The sequence below is a fragment of the Micromonospora sp. CV4 genome (genome assembly GCF_003667455.1).
GTDB lineage: Bacteria > Actinomycetota > Actinomycetes > Mycobacteriales > Micromonosporaceae > Micromonospora.
Genome location: NZ_RCVI01000139.1, coordinates 1 through 19,231, shown reverse-complemented (window position 1 = coordinate 19,231; position 19,231 = coordinate 1). Strand labels below are relative to the sequence as shown.

The window sequence follows — 19,231 nt, the reverse complement described above, 5'->3', positions numbered from 1 at the left end:
ACCCGGGAAGCGGCGGTGCCGCTGCCGAACGGTGGCGAACCGGCCGCCCCGCCGACGCTCGCCGCCCCCGAGCGGAGCGGTTGGCCGCTGCTGACCGCGCTCCAGCTGGTGATGGCCGGTGTTCTCGTGGTGCTGGCGCTGCTGCTCCTGCGCCGCCGCCGGGCGGTCGGCCCAGCCGCCTCCGCCGGTGCCCCCGCGCCGGCGCCCGCACCGACCCCGGCGCCGGATCCCGGTCCGGTGCCGGACAACGTCAGCCGACTGCCGACCAACCTCAACGCCATCTACGAGTTGGGCCGGCTGGACGAGCGGCTCGAACAGGAACGCCGCCACCGATCCTGACGCGCGGTGTCCGGCCGCCGGCTCAACGAGCCGGCCGAGCGCCCTCGCGCGGCGGGATCTCGTCGTGGTACGCCCCGACCGGCCCGCGGTAGCGATCCCCGTCCGGGTACGGCCACGCGTTGGCCGTGCAGCCGTGCAGGCCCAGCGTCTGCTGCTGCATGACCGGCGCTGGTCGGCCCCGTCCCGGGCACCGCTCGTGACCCAGGCCGAGCCGGTGCCCGACCTCGTGGTTCACCATGTACTCCCGGTACGTGGACAGGTCGGCGCCGTAGCCCGGCACGGCCTTGACCCAGCGCGCCACGTTGAGCACCACCCGCTGGCCGTTGCGGCACGAGGTGTAGCCGTCCGGCACGTCCTGGCACAGTTCGTCACGGGTGCCGGGGGTCGCCAGGTAGATGGTGAAGTCGGCGGGCGCGCCGGCGCCCACCCTGCGGAGCCGCCAGCCGCCGCCGGCCGTCCACCCGCGCGGATCGTTGAGTGTCGCCGAGACCGCCGCGGCGACGTCCGCCACCGGCAGTCCGCGGATGTCGCGCTCCACGGCGACGCGGTACCGCAGCAACTGTCCGCGGGTGCCGCGCCCGGACGCCGTCTCGGCGGGGGCCACCGACCAGCGGTTGCCGCCGGTCGCGGGATAGCTGATGGCGACGGTTGGTGCGGGCGCGACACCGGCGTTCCCGGCGGCTCCCGCCGGCCGACCGGTCCCGGCCTGCCCCGCCGCGGGTTGTCCGGTGTGTGCCGGCCCGGTCGTGACCGGATCGGTGGCCCGCTGCCCGGCCGCCCGCAGGCCACAGCCGGTGAGCAGCGCCACCACCAGCAGCAACGCCGCAGAGGCGCCCGATCCTCGACGGGTAGCCTTCGTCGACATGTCTCTCCCCTCGCGCGCCGGACCGCGGCGCCGCAGGGAAGGAGACGGGTGACCCTTCCGAAAAGTTGATCTCGAAAGCGCTCAACTTTTCGTGGTCCTCACCCGTCCGTAACCGTGTGGCATGGGGGAGGGTTCGGCGTGGCGCGGGGTGACGCGGAGTTCGTCGAGTTCGCGCGGGCGGCGTCCGCGCGGCTGGTGCACGCCGCGTTCCTGATGACCGGCGACCATCACCGGGCCGAGGACGCCGCGCAGACCGCCCTGGCCCGCACCTACGCGTCCTGGTCCCGGATCCGCGACGACGACGCGTACGGCTACGCCCGCCGCATCCTGGTCAACCACCTGGTGGACGGATGGCGGCGCCCGATCCGGGAGTATCCGACCGAGGAGGTCCCGGAGCAACGGCGCGACGACGTGGCCGACGAGGTGGCCACCCGGCGCTGGTTGACCGCGATCCTCGGCGTGCTCAGCCCTCGTGAGCGGGCCATCGTCGTGCTGCGCTACTACTTCGACCTGCCGGAGGCGCAGGTGGCCCGGGAACTCGACGTCTCGGTGGGCACGGTCAAGAGCACCAGCTCACGGGCCCTGGAGAAGCTGCGCAGCACCGGAGAGCGTGCCGTCGACACCGAGGAGGCGTGCCGATGAGCGACCTCGACCGGCTCCGCCACGCCATGCGGGTGACCGAACGTCCCGGGGCCACCGTCGACCTGGCGGCCGTCATGCGCGACGGGCGGCGGCTGCGAACCCGCCGCAGGGTCGCCGGCGCCGGGGCGGCGACCCTGGCGACCGGGCTGGTCGCCGCCATCGTCGCGGTGGTGGTCGGCGCGCTGCCGGACGACCCGCGCACCGTCGAACGTCCGACGCAGGTCGCCGTCGCACCCCCGCCGGCCGCCGTTCCCCCGACGGCGTCGCACCCGCTCGGACCAACGCCGACGACCACGCCGGGCCGCGGGGAGCCGTCGCCCTCGCCGGTGGGCCAGGTCGTCGACAGCGGGATCCGGCACGGGAGCGAGCAGCGGGTGTTCTACGTCGTCCAGGTGTCGGTACCCGGCGAGCCCCGGGTGACGATCGGCCTGGCCGCCGGCCGCCGCGCCCCGGACGGCACGGTGACGACGGACCTGCTGGTCAACGACGTCGAGGGGGCCGACCGCAGCCCCGGTTTCCACCAGATCGGCTACGACAGCGGGGGATCAGGGGCGCCGGTGCCCACGTTCGGCTACTTCGTCGGCCCGGCGCAGCAGATCATCGGCACGGTGGACGGCCGGCAGGTCGGTGCCCGGCTGGCGCGGTGGAGCGCCGACAAGCAGGTGGTGATCTTCTGGTTCGACCCGGCCAAGCTGGCACCGGGGGACAAACTGGACGGCATCGTCGCCCGCGACGGCAGCGACCGTCGGCTGTGACGGGCTGGTCCTCGCGTCTGTGACGCGCTCTTCGCGTCGAGGGCCGGCCGCTCAGACCAGCCGACCGTCGATGGTCACCGTCGTGCCCTCGTCGGTGGAGACCAGCCGCACGTCGCCGTAGGCGTTCATCAGCAGCGCGCCCCGCCCGCGGTCCATCGCCGGACGGCGGTCCCGCCAGGTGCCGAAGTCGCGTACCGAGATCCGGACCAGGCCGCCGCCCGCCTGGAGCCGCACGCGCACCTCCGGACGGCTGGGCCGCTGGGCGTGCTCGACGGCGTTGTTCATCGCCTCGGACACGGCCAGCAGCAGGTCCTCCTGCACGTCCGGGTCGACCTCCAGGCCGTCCAGCGCCATCCGGACGTCGCGGCGCATCGCCGCCGCCGACGTGGGCGCGGAGGGGTACGTCCAGCCGACGTCGAGGACATCGCCGGCCGTGCCGATCGCGAACGTGTCGTCGACGGCTGCGGCAACGGCGTCCGGGGCGGGAGTGTCGGCCGGGTGGCCCGGCGGGGTCGCGGCCGGAGCGGACGAGGCCGGCTGCACGGCCGTCGCGGGCGCGACGGCGGTGACCGGTTGCGCCGCCGCCGAGGTGGCGTCGACCTGCGGTGTAACGCCGTCGTCCCGGGCCGGCGCCGCGTCGGACCGGGGGGCCCCGCCGGCGCGGGACCGGCGGATCACGGCCCTGATCCGGGCGATCAGCTCGGCCGCGGCGAACGGCTTCACCACGTAGTCGTCGGCGCCCAGGCTCAGGCCCGCCACGCTGGCCTCCCCGCCGGCGCGGGCGGAGAGCACCAGCACCGGCAACGCCCGGGTCGCCGGGTCCGCGCGCAGCCGGCGGACCAGCTCGAAGCCGTCGAGCACCGGCATCATCACGTCGGTCAGGACCAGGTCCGGCGGGTCACGGTGGACCGCGTCGAGGGCCTGCCGCCCGTCGGTGACGGCCTGCACCCGCCAGCCCTGCCCGGTGAGCAGCCGGGTCAGGTACGCCCGCATGTCGCTGTTGTCGTCGGCCACCAGGATCCGTGCCCCGGTCAGCTCGTCGGCGGGAAAGCTGGACGCCGGGTCGGGCTCCGCGACGCCGGCGCCCGGGTCGGCCAGCCAGGTCACCGCCTCCTGGACGGCGGCCCGGGTCGCGTCTCCCCGCCCGTTGGGCGGTGCTCCGGTCGCCACCGTGCGACGCGCCGCCGACCACGGCAGCGCCACGGTGAAGGTGCTGCCGACGCCGACCCGGCTGGTCACCCGGACCTCGCCGCCCTCCAGCCGGGCCAGCTCGTGCACCAGGGCCAGGCCGATGCCGGTGCCCTCGTGACTGCGCGAGAGGGCGCCCTGCACCCGGTGGAAGCGTTCGAAGAGCTTCGGCAGCTCCTGTTCGGCGATGCCGATGCCGGTGTCCGTGACGGTGAGCCGCACCTCCTCGTCGTCGGTCTCCAGAGCCACCCGGATCCGGCCGATGAACGTGTACTTCAGGGCGTTGGACAGCAGGTTGGTGACGATGCGTTCCCAGTTGACCGGGTCCACCGTGACCGGCCGCGGCAGCGGCGGGCAGTCGACCTCCAGGGTCAGCCCGGCCCGTTCGACGGCGGCCCGGAAGACGCCGGCCAGCTCCGCCGTGAGCGTGGCGAGATCGACCATCCGGGCGTCGCTGCGGGCCTGCCCAGCCTCCAGGCTGGAGAAGGTGAGCAGGCTGTTGACCAGGGTCAACAGGCGGGTGGCGTTGCGCCAGGCGGTCTCCACCCGCTCGCGTTGCACCGGTGCCAGTGGCGCGGCGGCATCGGTGAGCGCGTCCGACAGCGGACCGAGCATGAGGGTGAGGGGGGTACGGAACTCGTGGCTGACGTTGGTGAAGAAGCTGGTCTTCACCCGGTCCAGTTCGGCCAGCGCCTCGGCCCGGCGCCGCTCCTCCTCGTACGCCTGCGCGTTGCGCAGTGCCACCGAGACCTGCTGCGCCAGCAGTTGGTAGAAGGAGCGGTACGCCTCGTCCAGCCCCCGGCTCGGGCTGAGCCCGACCAGCAGGACGCCGAGCGGCTGGGCCTCGGTGGCCGAGGGCAGCGGCAGTGCCAGCGCGGTGCGTACCGGATCCTTCCACGGGCCGGCCGGCAGTGGCAGCCGATCTGCGACGCCGGTCACCTCGGTCGGTCGGCCCTCGGCGGCGGCCGGCAGACCCCAGGCGCGGGCCGTCGTGCCCGGGTCGGTCAGGGCGGCGGACTCCGGCAGCGCCCCCGCCACGGTGGCGTCATCCGGGTCGCCGCCGGCCCAGGCGACCCGGCGCAGCACGGTGCCGTCGCGCAGGTAGATGGCGGCGAACGGCACGTCCAGCGGGTGGGCGCCGATGGCGTCGACGAGCCGGGCGCAGGTGGCGTCCACGTCGACGGTGCGCCCGTCGCCGCCTACGGCAAGGTCGCGCAGCAGTCGCAGCCGCCGTTCGCCGACCACCTGCTCGGTGACCTCGCTGCACACGGTCAGCACGCCGACGGTGCGGCCCTCGTCGTCCCGGGCCGGTGCGTGCGAGACGCTGAAGTACGCCTCCTCGCGGTAGCCGGCACGCTCCAGGAGCAGTTGCAGGGCGGGCACCCAGCTGGCCACCCCGGTCGCCATGGCCTGCTGGATCAGCGGGGCGAGCACGTCCCAGCCCTCGGCGAGGGTCACCCGCACGTCGTCGCCGAGCGCGGCCGGGTGCTTGTCGCCGATCAGCGCGGAGTACGCGTCGTTGTAGAGCTGGGACAGGCGGTCGCCCCAGAGCAGCAGCATGGGGTATCGGGAGGAGAGCACCATTCGGACCGCGGCGCGCAGGCTCTGCGGCCAGCCGGTCACCGGGCCGAGCGGGGTGGCGGTCCAGTCCAGCTCCGCCATCAACCGGCCGGTGTCACCGCCGCCGGTGAACAGGTCCGTGCTGGGTCGTCTCACGCTCGACCCGGCCCCATCGCAAGCCCCCCGTTCCGGGCCCGATGACCCCTGCTGGCGTTACCTACCCATCCTGGCACCTTCACTCACCTGTGCCGACGCCGGCATCCGTCCGAGCCGGCCGCCGGCGTCGGCGTGCGCTCAGCGTACGGAGCGGCGGTGGCGAAACGGGACGTTCCGCCCCCGCCGTGTCGGTTCCAGCGGCCCGCTGGGAGAGCGGCGGCCGCCACCGAACCGGTGGGGGTTCCGGACGAACGACCGATGCCGAAGACATTGATATCTGTAATTGTCTCGGTTATCTCTCCAACCCCCGAGGAGCCCCCATGAGAGGCAGAACGCTGAGCGCGGGCATCGCGCTCGCCGTGTTCACCGGGATGACGGTGACGCTGGCCGCCCAGCCGGTGACCGCGTCACCCACCGCCGCGACGGCAGTGGCCCGGCCGATCGCCGGATCCGCCGCCGTCCTGGCGGCGCCGGACATCTCCGTCAGCAACGTCCAGGCGCACCTGACCCAGTTCAACTCCATCGCCAGCAGCAACGGCGGCAACCGACGGGCCGGCTCGGCCGGCTACACCGCCTCGCTCTCCTACGTCAAGACCAGGCTCCAGGCAGCCGGCTACACGGTCAGCGAGCAGTACTGCTCCAGCTGCACGTACCCCTCGAACAACCTGATCGCGGAGTGGCCCGGCGGCCCGGCCGACCAGGTGGTCATGTTCGGCGCCCACCTCGACGGAGTCTCGGCCGGGCCGGGCATCAACGACAACGCCACCGGCTCGGCGAGCCTGCTGGAGAACGCGCTGGTCCTGGCCGCGCAGAGCCCGACCATGACCAAGCGGGTCCGGTTCGCCTGGTGGACCGACGAGGAGCAGGGGCTCAACGGCTCCCGTTTCTACGTCAACTCGCTCAACGCCACCCAGCGCGGCTACATCAAGGGTTACTACAACTTCGACATGGTCGGCTCGATCAACGGTGGCTACTTCATCAACCGGGTCACCTCGACCACGGCCGCGCCGCTGAAGGCGTACTGGGACTCGTTGGGCCTGCAACCGGAGGAGAACGTCGAGGGCCAGGGCCGCTCCGACGACTACTACTTCCAGCAGGCCGGCATCCCCACCTCGGGCTACGCCGCGGGCGCCAGCGCCCGCAAGACCAGCGCCCAGGCCGCCAAGTGGGGCGGCACCGCCAACTCCGCGTACGACCCCTGCTACCACCGGGCCTGCGACACCACCGCCAACGTCAGCGCCACCGTGCTGAACCGGGCCGCGGACGGCATCGCGTACGCGCTGTGGCAGCTCGCCGTGGGCGGCGGCACCCCGACGAACGACTTCTCCGTCGCGGTCAACCCCACCACGCGTACCGTCGCGCGGGGCGCCAGCACCACCGCGACGGTCGTCACCGCCACCACCGCCGGCTCGGCGCAGTCGGTCAGCCTGTCCGCCTCCGGTGCGCCCAGTGGGGTGAGTGTCTCGTTCAGCCCGTCCTCGGTGACCTCGGGCGGCTCGGCGACGATGACCATGGCCGCGTCGGCCAGTGCGGCGACCGGCACCTTCACCATCACGGTGACCGGCAGCGGCTCGGTGACTCGCAGCGCCAGCCTCACGCTCACGGTGACCGGCACCGGCGGCTGCGCCGGCGGCCAGGTGGTCGGCAACGGTGGCTTCGAGAGCGGCAGCACGCCGTGGACGGCGTCCTCCGGCGTGATCACCAACGCCAGCGGTCAGCCGGCCCGGACCGGGTCGTACAAGGCGTGGCTCAACGGGTACGGCAGCACCCGCACCGAGAACCTGTCCCAGTCGGTGACCCTGCCGGCCGGCTGTGCCAGCTACACGCTGTCGTTCTGGCTGCACATCGACACGGCCGAGACGACCACTTCCCGGGTGTACGACCGGCTCACCGTGCAGGTGGGTTCGACCACGCTGGCGACGTACTCGAACCTCAACGCCGCCGCCGGCTACGTCCAGCGCACCTTCAACATGGCCTCGTACGCCGGCCAGACGGTGACGCTGCGGTTCACCGGCACGGAGGACGCCTCGTTGCAGACCAGCTTCGTGATCGACGACGTGACGCTGCAGGCGAGCTGACGGAGGTCGTCGGGTGGAGCCGGGCGACCGTCTCCACCCGACACCTAGTCACGCCTGTCTATCTCTGGTAGAAATCCTTCAAGGCCGGCCCCTGATTCGCAAAAATCCCACCCCTGCTGCGAACGGGAGTGCCATGTCCGCCACCCGATCCACCCTGCGCCGCCGCGTGCTCACACTGCTGGTGGCCACCCTCGCCGCGGTCGGCGCCGCGCTCGGTCTCGCCGCCCCGGCCTTCGCCATCAGCCACTCCAGCGCCACCTCCCAGCTGCGCGCCGCCAACATCTCGTGGACCTCCAGCGGCAACTGCAGCGACCGCAACGTGCCCACCTGCACCTCGTTCACCGGGGTCCGGCAGGCGACGATCAGCGGAATCATCACGTTCAAGCGGGCCAGCGGCTGCGCGGTCACCATCACCGCCGGCACCGAGGTCGGCCATGCCGGCGGCACGTACAGCCACTGGAACGGCTACAAGCTCGACATCGCGCTGAGCACCTGCATCCAGAACTACATCTCCGCGAACTACACCTACGTCGGCTACATCGCCGGCTTCGGCTACCAGTACCGGGCCGCCTCGGGCAACCTCTACACCAAGGAGGGCAGTCACTGGGACATCCTCTTCTACAGCTGCGGCGGCTGCTGACCGCCGCACGCCGAGGCGGGTGCGCGGACGGAGCTGACCGCGTACCCGAGGACGGGCCGCCGCCGGGGATGCCGGCGGCGGCCCGATCACGGTCGTGGTGTCGCGGCTCAGGGAAGCTGCGGGTAGAGCGCGGCCACCCCGCCGGAGAGGCCCGCCTGGACCCGCCGGCTGATGTCGTCGGTCACGATCTCGTACGCGTCGGCCTCGATGCCGTCCACGCCGAGCCGGGCGATCACCGCCGGGTCGGACTTCGGTCCGGCGACCGCGGCGGCCATGTCGGTGTCCATGTAGCCGACGTGCAGGCCGGCGACCCGGACACCCCGCTCGGCGAGCTGGATGCGCAGCGCGTTGGTCATGGCCCACTCGGCCGACTTGGCGGCGCCGTAGGGACCGTGGTGCGGAAGGTTCACCCAGGACAGCACGGAGAGCACGTTGAGGATGGTCCCGCCGCCGTTGCCGGCGATGACCGGCGAGAACGCCCGGATCATCGACAGGTTGCCGATGTAGTGGGTCTCGATCTCGAGCCGGATGAGGTCCAGATCGCCGTCCAGCAGGTCGGTTCGGGAGTCGATGCCCGCGTTGTTGATCAGCAGGTTCACGTCTCCGACCAGCTCGGCGGCGGCGGCCACCGAGGCGGGGTCGGTGATGTCCAGCCGCACCGGCGTCACGCCGGGCAGGTCGACGGTGTCCGGGTTGCGGGCGCCGGCGTAGACGGTGGCGCCGCGGGCGAGGAGTTCGGCGGCCAGGTGCCGGCCGAAGCCGCGGTTGGCGCCGGTGACGAGGGCGGTGCTTCCAGCGATCTTCATGGCCGGAACACTATCCGAGCTGACTTCTGTCCATCAAAGTCAGCTATGTCACGAGGGCGGCGCGCCCGGATCGGGAATACGACCCGGACGCGGGCACGGCCCGGCCGGTGACGGCTCGTATCCTTTCCGCGAACCTCCGCACGAGCCGAGAAGGGAGACGGTGTGAGCAATCAGGCCGAGACGTTGGAATTCCAGGCTGAGGCGCGTCAGCTCCTCCAGTTGGTCGTCCACTCGATCTATTCGAACAAGGACGTCTTCCTGCGGGAACTCATCTCTAACGCGTCCGACGCGCTGGACAAGCTGCGGCTGGCGACACTGGTCGACAAGGACCTCGTCGCCGACACCGACGACCTGCACGTCGCCATCGAGGTCGACCGGGACGCCCGCACCCTGACCGTGCGGGACAACGGCATCGGCATGACCCGCGACGAGGTGATCCGGCTGATCGGCACCATCGCCAAGTCGGGCACCGCCGAGCTGCTGAGCAAGCTGCGCGAGTCCGCCGACGCGCGTGCCTCGCAGGAGCTGATCGGCCAGTTCGGTGTCGGCTTCTACGCCGCGTTCATGGTCGCCGACCGGGTCACCCTGCTGACCCGAAAGGCCGGCGAGACCGGCGGCACCCGCTGGGAGTCCACCGGCGAGGGCACGTACTCGATCGAGACCGTCGACGAGGCGCCGCAGGGCACCACGGTGACCCTGCACCTGAAGCCGGCCGACACCGAGGACAACCTGCACGACTACACCGCCGAGTGGACCGTCCGCGAGATCGTCAAGCGGTACTCCGACTTCATCGCCTGGCCGATCCGGATGCGCGTCGAGCGCCCGGGCGCCGACGGCGCGGACGCCACCAGCGAGGTGCAGACGCTCAACTCGATGAAGGCGCTCTGGGCGCGGCCCCGCGACGAGGTCGACGCCGCCGAGTACAACGAGTTCTACAAGCACGTCAGCCACGACTGGGCCGACCCGCTCGAGGTCGTGCACATGAAGGGCGAGGGCACCTTCGAGTACGAGGCGCTGCTGTTCCTGCCCAGCCACGCCCCGCTGGACATGTTCGCCCCGCAGGGCCGCCGTGGCGTCCAGCTCTACGTCAAGCGCGTGTTCATCATGGACGACTGCGAGGCGCTGGTCCCCACCTACCTGCGCTTCGTCAAGGGTGTGGTCGACGCGCACGACCTGTCGCTGAACATCTCCCGGGAGATCCTCCAGCAGGACCGGCAGATCCAGATCGTCCGCCGCCGCCTGGTGAAGAAGGTCCTCGCCACGGTCCGGGACCTCAAGGCCAACCACCCCGAGCGCTACCGCACCTTCTGGACCGAGTTCGGCGCGGTGGTCAAGGAGGGGTTGATCGACGACGCCGACAACCGCGACATCCTGCTGGAGATCCTGTCGGTGCCCTCCACCCACGACCCGGCCGAGCCCACCGACCTGGCCGGCTACGTGGCACGGATGAAGGACGGTCAGAGCGACATCTGGTACGCCACCGGCGACTCCCGGGCCACCATCGAGAACTCCCCGCACCTGGAGGCGTTCCGGGCCAAGGGCCACGAGGTGCTGCTGCTCACCGACCCGGTCGACGAAGTGTGGGTCGAGCGGGTCGGCCAGTACGACGGCCGCCCGCTGCGCTCGATCGCCAAGGGCGAGGTCGATCTGGACACCGACGAGGAGAAGCAGCAGGCCGAGGCCGAGCGCGAGCAGCAGCGACAGGAGTTCGCCCCGCTGCTCGACTGGCTTGGCACCACCCTGACCGACAGCGTCCGCGAGGTCCGCCTGTCGTCGCGGCTGACCACGTCACCGGCCTGCGTCGTCGGCGACGCGCACGATCTCACCCCGACCCTGGAGAAGATGTACCGGGCGATGGGGCACGAGGTTCCGTCGACGAAGCGGATCCTGGAGATCAATCCCGGTCATCCCCTGGTTGCCGGGCTGCGCAAGGCCCACGAGCAGAGCGCGGGCTCCGAGGCTCTGACCGAGACGGCCGAGCTGCTGTACGGGCTGGCGGTGCTCGCCGAGGGTGGCGAGCTGGCCGACCCGGCCCGGTTCACCCGGGCCCTCGCTGACCGGCTGGCGCGCACCCTCTGACCGACCGATCCCTCCGGCCGGCGGGCCGCCCGTGCGACGGGCCCCGCCGGCCGGACCGTTCACGCCGCCCGCGCCGAGCTGCCCGTGGCCCGGCTCCGCCGATCGGAAACGGTCCATCGTGGTCACTGCACAGCCGCGCTACGCCCGCAACCGCTGCGCGGGCCGCCCCGTGTGGCTCGGTGAAGAAGTTCACAGGGGGTGGGCGACCCTCACCGACCGTGCCTAACGTCGGTCGGGTTCGCCAATGCGGACACCGCGACCGGCAACGCCAAATCCTGCCCCCGGTCGTCGGAACCAGTCACCCGGGCAGGAGCGGGGGACCCAACGTTCCTCGGTGCACGTCACCTCGGGGTGAAGCCGCCACCGCGCGGCCGGGCTCCTCGGCCCGAACCCGACAGCTCACCTCGCCGGCGTGGAGGAAGCTCACATGTCATCTGCACACACCGCCCGTCATCGACGGGTCACCACCCGCCGCGTCACCGTCGGCACCCTCGCCGTCGGCGCGGTCACCGGCGCCGTCGCCCTCTTCGGCCCGGCCGCCCCGGCCCAGGCCGGGGTCAACTGGGACGCGATCGCCCAGTGCGAGTCCAGCGGCAACTGGCACATCAACACCGGCAACGGCTACTACGGCGGACTTCAGTTCTCGCAGAGCACCTGGGCCGGCTACGGCGGCAAGAAGTACGCCGCCCGCGCCGACCTGGCCAGCCGCGGCGAGCAGATCGCGATCGCCGAGAAGGTGCTCGACGGGCAGGGCATCGGCGCCTGGCCGACCTGCGGCAGGAAGGGCGGCTCGTCGGGCGGCTCCGCCACGAAGTCCTCGACGAAGTCCGACTCGAAGTCCACCTCGAAGTCCGACTCGACGTCGAAGCCCCGGGAGCGGTCGACGCGCGGCGAGCAGCCGGCAACCCGCAACCACGAGCGCACCGCGCCGTCGACGGGCGCCGGAACGTACCTGGTCAAGCCGGGCGACACCCTGTCGGAGATCGCCCAGGCCCACCAGGTGACCGGCGGCTGGGAGGCCCTGTACGAGCGCAACCGGCAGCTGATCGGCGCCGACGCCGGCCTGATCTTCCCGGGTCAGCGGCTCGCTCTCTGACGCACGACGCGCGGGCGCCCGACCGGATTCCGGTCGGGCGCCCGCGGCGTGTCGAGAAGGGTGCGCGTCAGGCGGCCGACGCGGCTGCCTCCGGAAGCGACGACCAGGCCCGGCGCGCGATCGGAACGCCCTCGGCGGGCCGGTCAGCAGGTGTGGTGGTGCCCTCGTCCCGCTCCGACGTGGACGGTGTGTCGGCCGAACCGCGGGCCAGCCGCAGCGACTGTTCGGCGGAGCGGCGGGCCGCGCACGGCCACGGCTGGCCGGCGCAGAGCAGATTGCGGCAGGCGCCGTCCTCGTCCGGCTCATGTGCGCTGAGCACGTCGATCGCGAGCTGCCAGAGCAGTGGGTCGGTCACGTCGCCGGGACGCTGCTCGCGCCGGCTCGGACGGTTGCTGGTGTCGTCGGACATGGTGGTCCCCCCTGGATGGCTGATCGTCACTACGTGACCGCTCAGGCCGTCGCTAAACCCTCCGTCCCCTGTGATGTCCGCCCCGTCGCCACCCGGCACGGTCAGTCCGGCAGCAGCGGCATCTCGACGCCGGGATCCCGGCCGAGCAGCACCGCGCGGGTGAGCGCCGCCGACCCGAACCGGTCGCGGACCGCGTCCACCGCGGCGTCCAGCTCGGCGCCCGGATCGTGGTGGAACGGCAGCTCCGGCTGGACCGGGTTGTCGTCCAGGTTGCCGACCGAGACGCCGATCAGCGTGACGCCCCGCCGATCGATCTCGGGCAGGGCGGCCCGCAGCAGCGCCCGCGCGGCGGTTAGGAGCGGCGTGGTGTCCGCGGTCGCCTTGCCGATGGTGTGTGAGCGGGTGGCCCGGGTGTAGTCGCCGAAGCGCAGCCGCAGCATCACCGTGCGTCCGGAACGCCCGGCCGCCCGCATCCGCCGGGTGACCCGGTCGATCAGGCCGGCCAGGACGGCGTCCAGCTCCGCCGGCGCGTGCGGCGTACGGCTCAGGGCGTGCTGCGCGCCCATCGAGCCGCGCCGGCGACCGACCTGCACCGACCGGGGGTCGCGGTTGTGCGCCAGGGCGTGCAGGTGCCGGCCGGCGCCGGCGCCGAGCAGCGACACCAGCGCCGCCTCGCCGAGCCGGGCCACCTCGCCGACCGTACGGATCCGCCGTTCCCGCAGCTTCGCGGCGGTGATCGGGCCGACGCCCCAGAGCCGTTCCACCGGCAGCGGATGCAGGAACGCCAGCTCGGCGTCGGGCGCGACGACCAGCAACCCGTCCGGCTTGGCCACCCCGCTGGCCACCTTCGCCAGGAACTTCGTCCGGGCCACGCCCACGGTGATCGGCAGGTGGACCCGTTCGCGGATCTCCCGGCGCAACCGGTCGGCGATGTCGGCCGGCGGCCCGGCCAGCCGGCGAAGACCGCCCACGTCCAGGAACGCCTCGTCGATGGAGAGCCCCTCGACCAGCGGCGTGGTCTGCCGGAAGATCTCGAACACCGCCCGGCTGGCCGCCGTGTACGCCGACATCCGGGGCGGTACGACGATCGCGTCCGGGCAGAGCCGGCGCGCCTGCTGGCCGCCCATGGCGCTGCGTACGCCGCGCGCCTTCGCCTCGTAGCTGGCCGCCAGCACCACGCCCCCGCCGACGATGACCGGCCGCCCCCGCAGGCGCGGGTCGTCGCGCTGCTCGACCGACGCGTAGAAGGCGTCCAGGTCGGCGTGCAGGATGCTGGCCCCGGGTGACACGTACATATGTTCGCATGGCGTCCGCGATCACCACAGTGAGCTGGGCGAACGTGACCTTGCGGTGTCGCCGGAGGCTAGCGCTCCGCCGCGGCACCGGTGCGCAGGGCGTAGTGGCGCATCGACACCGCGCCACCGTCGGGAGCGGTCCACTGCGCCGTGCTGGTGCCGGTGCACCGCCACCCGGCGCGCTCGTAGAGGGCGGCGGCCGCGGTGTCGCTGGCGGCCACCTCGAGCACCAGGTCCGTCCCGCGCTCGGCCGCCCACCGCCCGACCCTGGTCAGCAGCGCGCCGCCCAGCCCGGTCCCGCGCGCGGCCGGCGACACGAACAGGCGAGCCACCTCGGCGGTCGGCCGGGCGGGCGACCCGTCCGCCGGTTCGGGCAGCCGGTGCACCGCCACATGCCCGACGATCGCCGAGGCGGCGTCGACGGCGACCCACGCGCGCGCCGGACGGGGCTCGCGCAGCCAGCGGTGCGGGTCGGCGGGCCAGTTCAGCGGGTACCGGTCGGCCCGGTGGACGAGGGCCAGCGCCGCGACGCAACCGTCGAGGTCGCTGGCGCGCCGCCGGCGGATACGCGGTGGGGTCACAGCTCGTCGAACGGGCCGGCGTACCGGAACTCGCCCCGGATCGAATCCCGCCAGGCGCTCAACGGGCGGGCCTGGAAGTACTGCGGGCCCCAGGGCTGCGGCGGGGTGACGCCCAGCTCGACGGCCGGCCGGAAGCCGAATCGCGGGTAGTAGTCGGGGTGGCCGAGCAGCACCACCAGTGGCTCGTCCCGGGCGTCGGCCGCGCCCAGCACCGCGTGCATCAGCGCCGAGCCGACCCCGCGCCGCTGCCAGGCGGGAAGCACGCCGAGCGGCCCCACGCCGAGCGCGACCGGCTGGCCGGCCACCTGCGCGCGGGTGGCCACCACGTGCCCCACCACCTGGCCGTCCGGGTCGGCCGCCACCAGGGAGTACGCGGGCAGCCAGCCCTCGTCGGCGCGCAGCGCGTCGACCAGCGTCGCCTCGATCGGTACGGCGCCGTCCGGCGCGCCGAAGGCGGCGGCGTGCACCGCGCGGATGGCGTCGACATCGGCGGGCGTCTCGCGTCTGATCAGCACCGCGCCACGATACGGTGCCCGGGCGTCCGGCTCCACGGGTTATCGGCGGGCGCCGGTCAGCCGACGGCGGTGGGGGAGGGCGTCGCGCTGCCACCCTGCGGCGCCTCCGGCGCCATCAGCCGGACGATCTCCGCCCGGTCGGCCGGTGAGGGCAGACCCCACTCCGGTCGGTAGCCGTACACCTCGTGCAGTCCGGTGGAGCCGGTGCGGCCGTCCAGGATCTCCACCGCGTCGGTGCCGATCAGGCCGGGGTGCTCCACGCCGCACGCCTCGGCCACCTTCACCAGGTCCCGGCGCAACGTCCGCAGGTAGTTGGCCGCGCGCACCGACTTCAGCGTCGGGTCCAGCCCCCGGGCCAGCCAGGCGTTCTGGGTCGCCACTCCGGTGGGGCAGGTGTCGGTGTGACACTTCTGCGCCTGGATGCAGCCGATCGACAGCATCGCCTCCCGGCCCACGTTGACCAGGTCGCAGCCGAGCGCGAAGGCCACGACGGCGTTGTCCGGCAGGCCGAGCTTGCCGCCGCCGACGAAGACCACCTGTTCGTGCAGGTCGTGCTCGGCGAAGACCTTGTACACCCGGGAGAAGCCCTGCTGGAACGGGAGCGACACCGAGTCGGTGAAGATCAGCGGCGCGGCGCCGGTGCCGCCCTCGCCGCCGTCGATCGTCACGAAGTCGACGCCCCGGCCGGTGTCCCGCATCAGGGTGGCCAGTTCCTCCCAGAAGCCCAGGTCGCCGACCGCCGACTTGATGCCGACCGGCAGGCCGGTCTCGGCGGCCAGCAGCTCCACCCAGTCGAGAAGGCTGTCGCAGTCGGAGAACTCGGCGTGCCGGGAGGGGCTGACGCAGTCCTGCCCGGCCGGGATGCCCCGGGTGGCGGCGATCTCGGCGGACACCTTCGCACCGGGCAGCAGACCGCCGAGGCTGGGCTTGGCGCCCTGGCTCAGCTTGATCTCCAGTGCCCTCACCGGCGCGCCGGCCACCAGTTCCTTCAGCCGGTCCAGGCTGAACCGGCCGTGCTCGTCCCGGCAGCCGAAGTATGCCGTGCCGAGCTGGAAGACCAGCTCACCGCCGTTGCGATGGTACGGCGACAGACCGCCCTCGCCGGTGTTCTGTAGGCAGCCGGCGAGCGCCGCGCCCCTGTTCAGCGCGGTGATGGCGTTGCCGGAGAGCGAGCCGAAGCTCATCCCGGAGATGTTGACCACCGACTCCGGCCGGAACGCGCGTGCCCGCCCCCGGGCCGCGCCGAGCACCTTGGCGCAGGGCAGCCGCACGTCGTGCCCGGCGGTCGGCGTCGACGGCGGCACGGCACGGCCGAAGGTGCGGTGCTTGATGATCGGATAGCCGGGGGTGTACTCGATGTCGTTGTCCGTGCCGAAGCCGAAGTAGTTGTTCTGCTGCTTCGCCGACGCGTACACCCAGCGGCGCTGGTCCCGGGTGAACGGCCGCTCCTCGTTGTTGCCCGCCACGATGTACTGCCGGAGCTCCGGCCCGATTGCCTCCAACAGGTATCGGGCGCGCCCGAGCACCGGGAAGTTGCGCAGCAGCGCGTGGTCACGCTGGATCAGGTCCCGCGCGGCGAGCGCGGCGACGGCGGCGGCTACGGCGGGTACGGCTCGACGGGCCCATCTCATGCCCGGCACTCTTTCCGCCCGCGTCGTCGGCCAAACCGGCTGACCGGCGACGGTGCGCTGGTCAGGCCTGGGGCTGGGTGATGTTGACCATCCAGTCGATGCCGTACGGGTCGACGCACTGGCCGTACTCGTCGCCCCACATCTGCTTTTCCAGCGGCATGGTCACCGACCCGCTCGCGGAGAGCTGCTCCCAGTAGCCGCGCAGCTCGTCGGCGTTGTCGCCGCTGAGGCTGATCGCGATGTTGGTGCCGGGCACGTGGTTCATCCCGGGCGCGGTGTCCGACGCCATCAGGGTGAACCCGTTGGGGGACTCCAGCCGCGCGTGCATGATCTGGTCGGTCAGGCCCGGCTCCGTGCTGCCGAACTCGCCGAAGGTGTTCATCGTCAGGTCGCCGCCGAACACGCGGTGGTAGAACTCCATCGCCTCGCGCGCGGTGCCGGGGAAGTTGAGGTACGGGTTGAGTCGTGTCTGCACAACGCCCTCCTTGGTCCTGGTCAGCCCATCGTGGCAGACCGGTGGAGGGTGGCCGGTGAGGCGCGCCCGCGTTTGCGCTGGTTGCCCGGCAGGCGGCGGCACGGGTACGCGCCCGTGCCGCCGCCGGTGCTCCGCAGACTCAGCGGTGCCGGAACGACTGGCGGACCGTTCCGCCGACGATCGCGCACCACGTGCTCGTGCTGAGCTTGCCGTTGCGGGGCAGCCCGTGCAGCGCCTGGAGGTCCTTCACGGCGTCCCGGGTCGCGTGGTCGTACGCGCCGGTGACGGTGACGGCGTACCCCTTGGTGAAGAGCATTTCCTGCACCGCGGTCACCGGCGGGCCGCTGGCGTGCTGGTCCAGCTCGGGCGCCAGGGTCTCCCAGGTCGGCGGGGTCAGCGTGGCGTCGACGTCGACCGCGATGCCGTTGCGCGCCTGCCAGTCCTGCACGGCGGTCACGGTCGCGGTGTCGAACGTGCCGCTGACCGTCACGGCGTAGCCGCGGAAGGCGAGCAGGTGCTGCACCACGCGGACCGACGGGGAGTTGACGAAGCGCCACAGGTCGGGCCAGCGGCGCGCGGGAACGTCGGCCAGGTCGGTGCCGAGGGCGGCGAACACCCGCCGGCGCAGCGCCGGGAACTCGCGGTAGAAGGCGGCCCCGGGGCACTGCGTGGTGCGGAAGTCCCAGTGGCCGAAGATGTCGTGCGCGTGCAGCCCGTACTGCCGGCAGACGGCGACGCAGAGCTTGACCAGCGAGTCGGTCAGCGCCTTCGGCGGGGTCTCGGTGACGTAGGTGCCCTCGTTCTCGATCCCGATGGCACGCCCGTTCTCGCCCGGGCAGTGCGCCGAGATCATCTGCCGGTCGCCGGCTTCGAGGCGCTCCAGGCTGCCCCGCCGACCCTCCAGGACGTAGCCGCCCCGGCTCACCGTGAAGTGCTGGCCGGTGTCGGACCAGCCGTTGCCGTCCATGTGCAGGTCCTGGCAGTCGTGGGCCAGCTTGACCGCCTGCTCCCGGGAGTAGTCGGTGACGTTCGGGAACGCCATGTGGTGCACGATGATCTTGTTGGTCGCGATGGCGCTGACCGACAGCGGGTCCTTCGGCGGCCGGGCCGCCCACTCGTCACAGCTGATGATCCAGTCCAGGTCGGCGCCGGGGGCGGCGTGCGCGGCGCCCGGGAAGGCGAGTTCGCTCCCGACCACGGCGACCGTGGCCGCGCCGAGACCGGCTCGCAGCAGCGTCCGGCGGTCCACTTCGGAATGGTCGACGTGCATGGTTTCTCCTCCTGCGGCCGGCGGCGGGGGAATGAAAAGTAGCTCCAATGGCCGCACGCTCTCCGGAGGATATTGCCAAGTCTCGGCCGCGCGCTAGAGGTCCGCCGCCGAGAAACCGCGGTCCGAACCTGCACGCTTGCGCGCGGCTCACTCCTCGATCGCGCCGCCGATCCGGCGCAGGTGCCGGCGGAAGGTGTACGTCGGGTCGGCGTCGCGCCGCCGCAGGTAGTCCGCGAACCCGGTCTGCCTCCGCAGCGTCTCCCCGGCCCGGATCCGCTCCGCCTGCTCCCGCTCCACCCGACGGATGTCCGCCGCCGTGGCCAGCACCTCCGCAACACGGTCGGCGGACACGAACAGCACCCCGTCGTCGTCGCCGAACACCACATCGTCCCGGCCCACCTCGTACCCGCCGAACCGCGCACTGGCCAACGCCGCCGGCTCCCGTGCGTCCAGACGGGACGGCCCGAGCGGGCAGGCGCCGTAGCTGAACACCGGCAGCCCGATCTCGATCAGCTCCGCCGTGTCCCGGTGCAGCCCCCAGATCACCACACCGGACACCCCGGCCGCACCCGCCTCCAGCACCGCGAGATCACCCACGCAGGCCTCGTCCGACCGCCCGCCGTTGTCGATCACCAGCACGTCGCCCGGCTCGGCCCGCTCGAACGCCTCCAGGAACACGTCGACACTGCCGTAGTGGCGTACCGGCAGCGCCCGCCCCGCCACCCGCTGACCGGACACGACCGCGCGGACACCCGGCGGCGCCGCCCGCACCGGCACCCCCAGCCGCACGCACGCGTCCGCCACCAGCGCCGTCGACACCGCACCAAACCCGTCCACCCTGGCCCCCTCCC

The 19,231-nt window shown here is 72.8% G+C and carries 17 protein-coding genes, 1 pseudogene and 1 riboswitch; of the genes and pseudogenes, 7 read left to right on the top strand and 11 right to left on the bottom strand.

From position 1 onward, the window contains the following. Window positions 1-339: pseudogene (locus tag EAD98_RS30850) on the top strand (hypothetical protein); the annotation flags it as partial. 22 nt (window positions 340-361) lie between these two features. Here the strand turns inward: EAD98_RS30850 and EAD98_RS01740 are convergent. Continuing rightward, window positions 362-1,204 (bottom strand): DUF3152 domain-containing protein, encoded by an 843-nt coding sequence (locus EAD98_RS01740; protein ID WP_121652324.1) that lies wholly within the window; start codon window positions 1,202-1,204, stop codon window positions 362-364. Window positions 1,205-1,342: 138 nt separating this feature from the next. Here EAD98_RS01740 and EAD98_RS01735 point away from each other — a divergent pair, with 138 nt between their 5' ends. Next, window positions 1,343-1,846 carry a SigE family RNA polymerase sigma factor gene (locus tag EAD98_RS01735; RefSeq protein ID WP_121652323.1) on the top strand — a complete coding sequence of 168 codons (504 nt, stop codon included), beginning with the start codon at window positions 1,343-1,345 and terminating at the stop codon, window positions 1,844-1,846. Then, complete coding sequence (locus tag EAD98_RS01730) at window positions 1,843-2,601, top strand: hypothetical protein (RefSeq protein ID WP_121652322.1); 759 nt, start codon at window positions 1,843-1,845, stop codon at window positions 2,599-2,601. The genes EAD98_RS01735 and EAD98_RS01730 overlap by 4 nt, the downstream gene beginning before the upstream one ends. Window positions 2,602-2,652: 51 nt before the next feature. Here the strand turns inward: EAD98_RS01730 and EAD98_RS01725 are convergent, their stop codons facing one another. Further along, on the bottom strand, window positions 2,653-5,505 hold the full coding sequence (locus EAD98_RS01725; protein ID WP_121652321.1) for an ATP-binding protein: 2,853 nt from the start codon (window positions 5,503-5,505) through the stop codon (window positions 2,653-2,655). A gap of 320 nt (window positions 5,506-5,825) precedes the next feature. Between EAD98_RS01725 and EAD98_RS01720 the strand changes: the two genes are divergently transcribed. Both EAD98_RS01720 and EAD98_RS01715 read left to right on the top strand, forming a co-directional pair. After that, window positions 5,826-7,583 carry a M28 family peptidase gene (locus EAD98_RS01720; RefSeq protein WP_121652320.1) on the top strand — a complete coding sequence of 586 codons (1,758 nt, stop codon included), beginning with the start codon at window positions 5,826-5,828 and terminating at the stop codon, window positions 7,581-7,583. Window positions 7,584-7,716: 133 nt separating this feature from the next. Further along, the gene (locus tag EAD98_RS01715) at window positions 7,717-8,223 is read left to right on the top strand and encodes a hypothetical protein (protein ID WP_121652319.1); all 507 of its coding nucleotides are present in this window, start codon (window positions 7,717-7,719) and stop codon (window positions 8,221-8,223) included. 107 nt (window positions 8,224-8,330) lie between these two features. Here the strand turns inward: EAD98_RS01715 and EAD98_RS01710 are convergent, their stop codons facing one another. Then, on the bottom strand, window positions 8,331-9,029 hold the full coding sequence (locus tag EAD98_RS01710) for an SDR family oxidoreductase (protein WP_121652318.1): 699 nt from the start codon (window positions 9,027-9,029) through the stop codon (window positions 8,331-8,333). Between the two features lie 162 nt (window positions 9,030-9,191). Here EAD98_RS01710 and htpG point away from each other — a divergent pair, with 162 nt between their 5' ends. Continuing rightward, entirely contained in the window at window positions 9,192-11,108 is a 1,917-nt protein-coding gene (htpG, locus tag EAD98_RS01705; protein ID WP_121652317.1) for a molecular chaperone HtpG, read from the top strand. A gap of 256 nt (window positions 11,109-11,364) precedes the next feature. Further along, window positions 11,365-11,536, top strand: a riboswitch (cyclic di-AMP (ydaO/yuaA leader). After that, window positions 11,536-12,204: a transglycosylase family protein gene (locus EAD98_RS01700; RefSeq protein ID WP_121652316.1), complete on the top strand. Its 669-nt coding sequence runs from the start codon at window positions 11,536-11,538 to the stop codon at window positions 12,202-12,204. Its footprint overlaps the riboswitch before it by 1 nt. Window positions 12,205-12,271: 67 nt before the next feature. On the opposite strand, the gene EAD98_RS01695 is transcribed toward EAD98_RS01700, so the two are convergent. From EAD98_RS01695 to EAD98_RS01660, 8 genes are all read right to left on the bottom strand, one after another. Next, complete coding sequence (locus EAD98_RS01695; protein ID WP_121652315.1) at window positions 12,272-12,613, bottom strand: hypothetical protein; 342 nt, start codon at window positions 12,611-12,613, stop codon at window positions 12,272-12,274. A 101-nt stretch (window positions 12,614-12,714) separates the two neighbouring features. Continuing rightward, window positions 12,715-13,902 carry a DNA polymerase IV gene (gene dinB / locus EAD98_RS01690; RefSeq protein WP_121652326.1) on the bottom strand — a complete coding sequence of 396 codons (1,188 nt, stop codon included), beginning with the start codon at window positions 13,900-13,902 and terminating at the stop codon, window positions 12,715-12,717. Window positions 13,903-13,976: 74 nt separating this feature from the next. Further along, the gene (locus tag EAD98_RS01685) at window positions 13,977-14,489 is read right to left on the bottom strand and encodes a GNAT family N-acetyltransferase (protein ID WP_121652314.1); all 513 of its coding nucleotides are present in this window, start codon (window positions 14,487-14,489) and stop codon (window positions 13,977-13,979) included. Then, window positions 14,486-15,004, bottom strand: coding sequence for a GNAT family N-acetyltransferase (locus tag EAD98_RS01680; RefSeq protein ID WP_121652325.1), 519 nt, complete (start codon window positions 15,002-15,004; stop codon window positions 14,486-14,488). The genes EAD98_RS01685 and EAD98_RS01680 overlap by 4 nt, the downstream gene beginning before the upstream one ends. Before the next feature lie 56 nt (window positions 15,005-15,060). Beyond that, the gene (locus EAD98_RS01675; protein ID WP_121652313.1) at window positions 15,061-16,635 is read right to left on the bottom strand and encodes an FMN-binding glutamate synthase family protein; all 1,575 of its coding nucleotides are present in this window, start codon (window positions 16,633-16,635) and stop codon (window positions 15,061-15,063) included. A gap of 61 nt (window positions 16,636-16,696) precedes the next feature. Beyond that, window positions 16,697-17,110, bottom strand: a complete 414-nt coding sequence (locus EAD98_RS01670; RefSeq protein WP_121652312.1) for a VOC family protein — start codon at window positions 17,108-17,110, stop codon at window positions 16,697-16,699. A 139-nt stretch (window positions 17,111-17,249) separates the two neighbouring features. After that, window positions 17,250-18,380 carry a peptidoglycan-binding protein gene (locus EAD98_RS01665; RefSeq protein WP_121652311.1) on the bottom strand — a complete coding sequence of 377 codons (1,131 nt, stop codon included), beginning with the start codon at window positions 18,378-18,380 and terminating at the stop codon, window positions 17,250-17,252. Between the two features lie 147 nt (window positions 18,381-18,527). Beyond that, window positions 18,528-19,199, bottom strand: a complete 672-nt coding sequence (locus EAD98_RS01660; RefSeq protein ID WP_233583678.1) for an RraA family protein — start codon at window positions 19,197-19,199, stop codon at window positions 18,528-18,530. Window positions 19,200-19,231 lie beyond the last annotated feature (32 nt).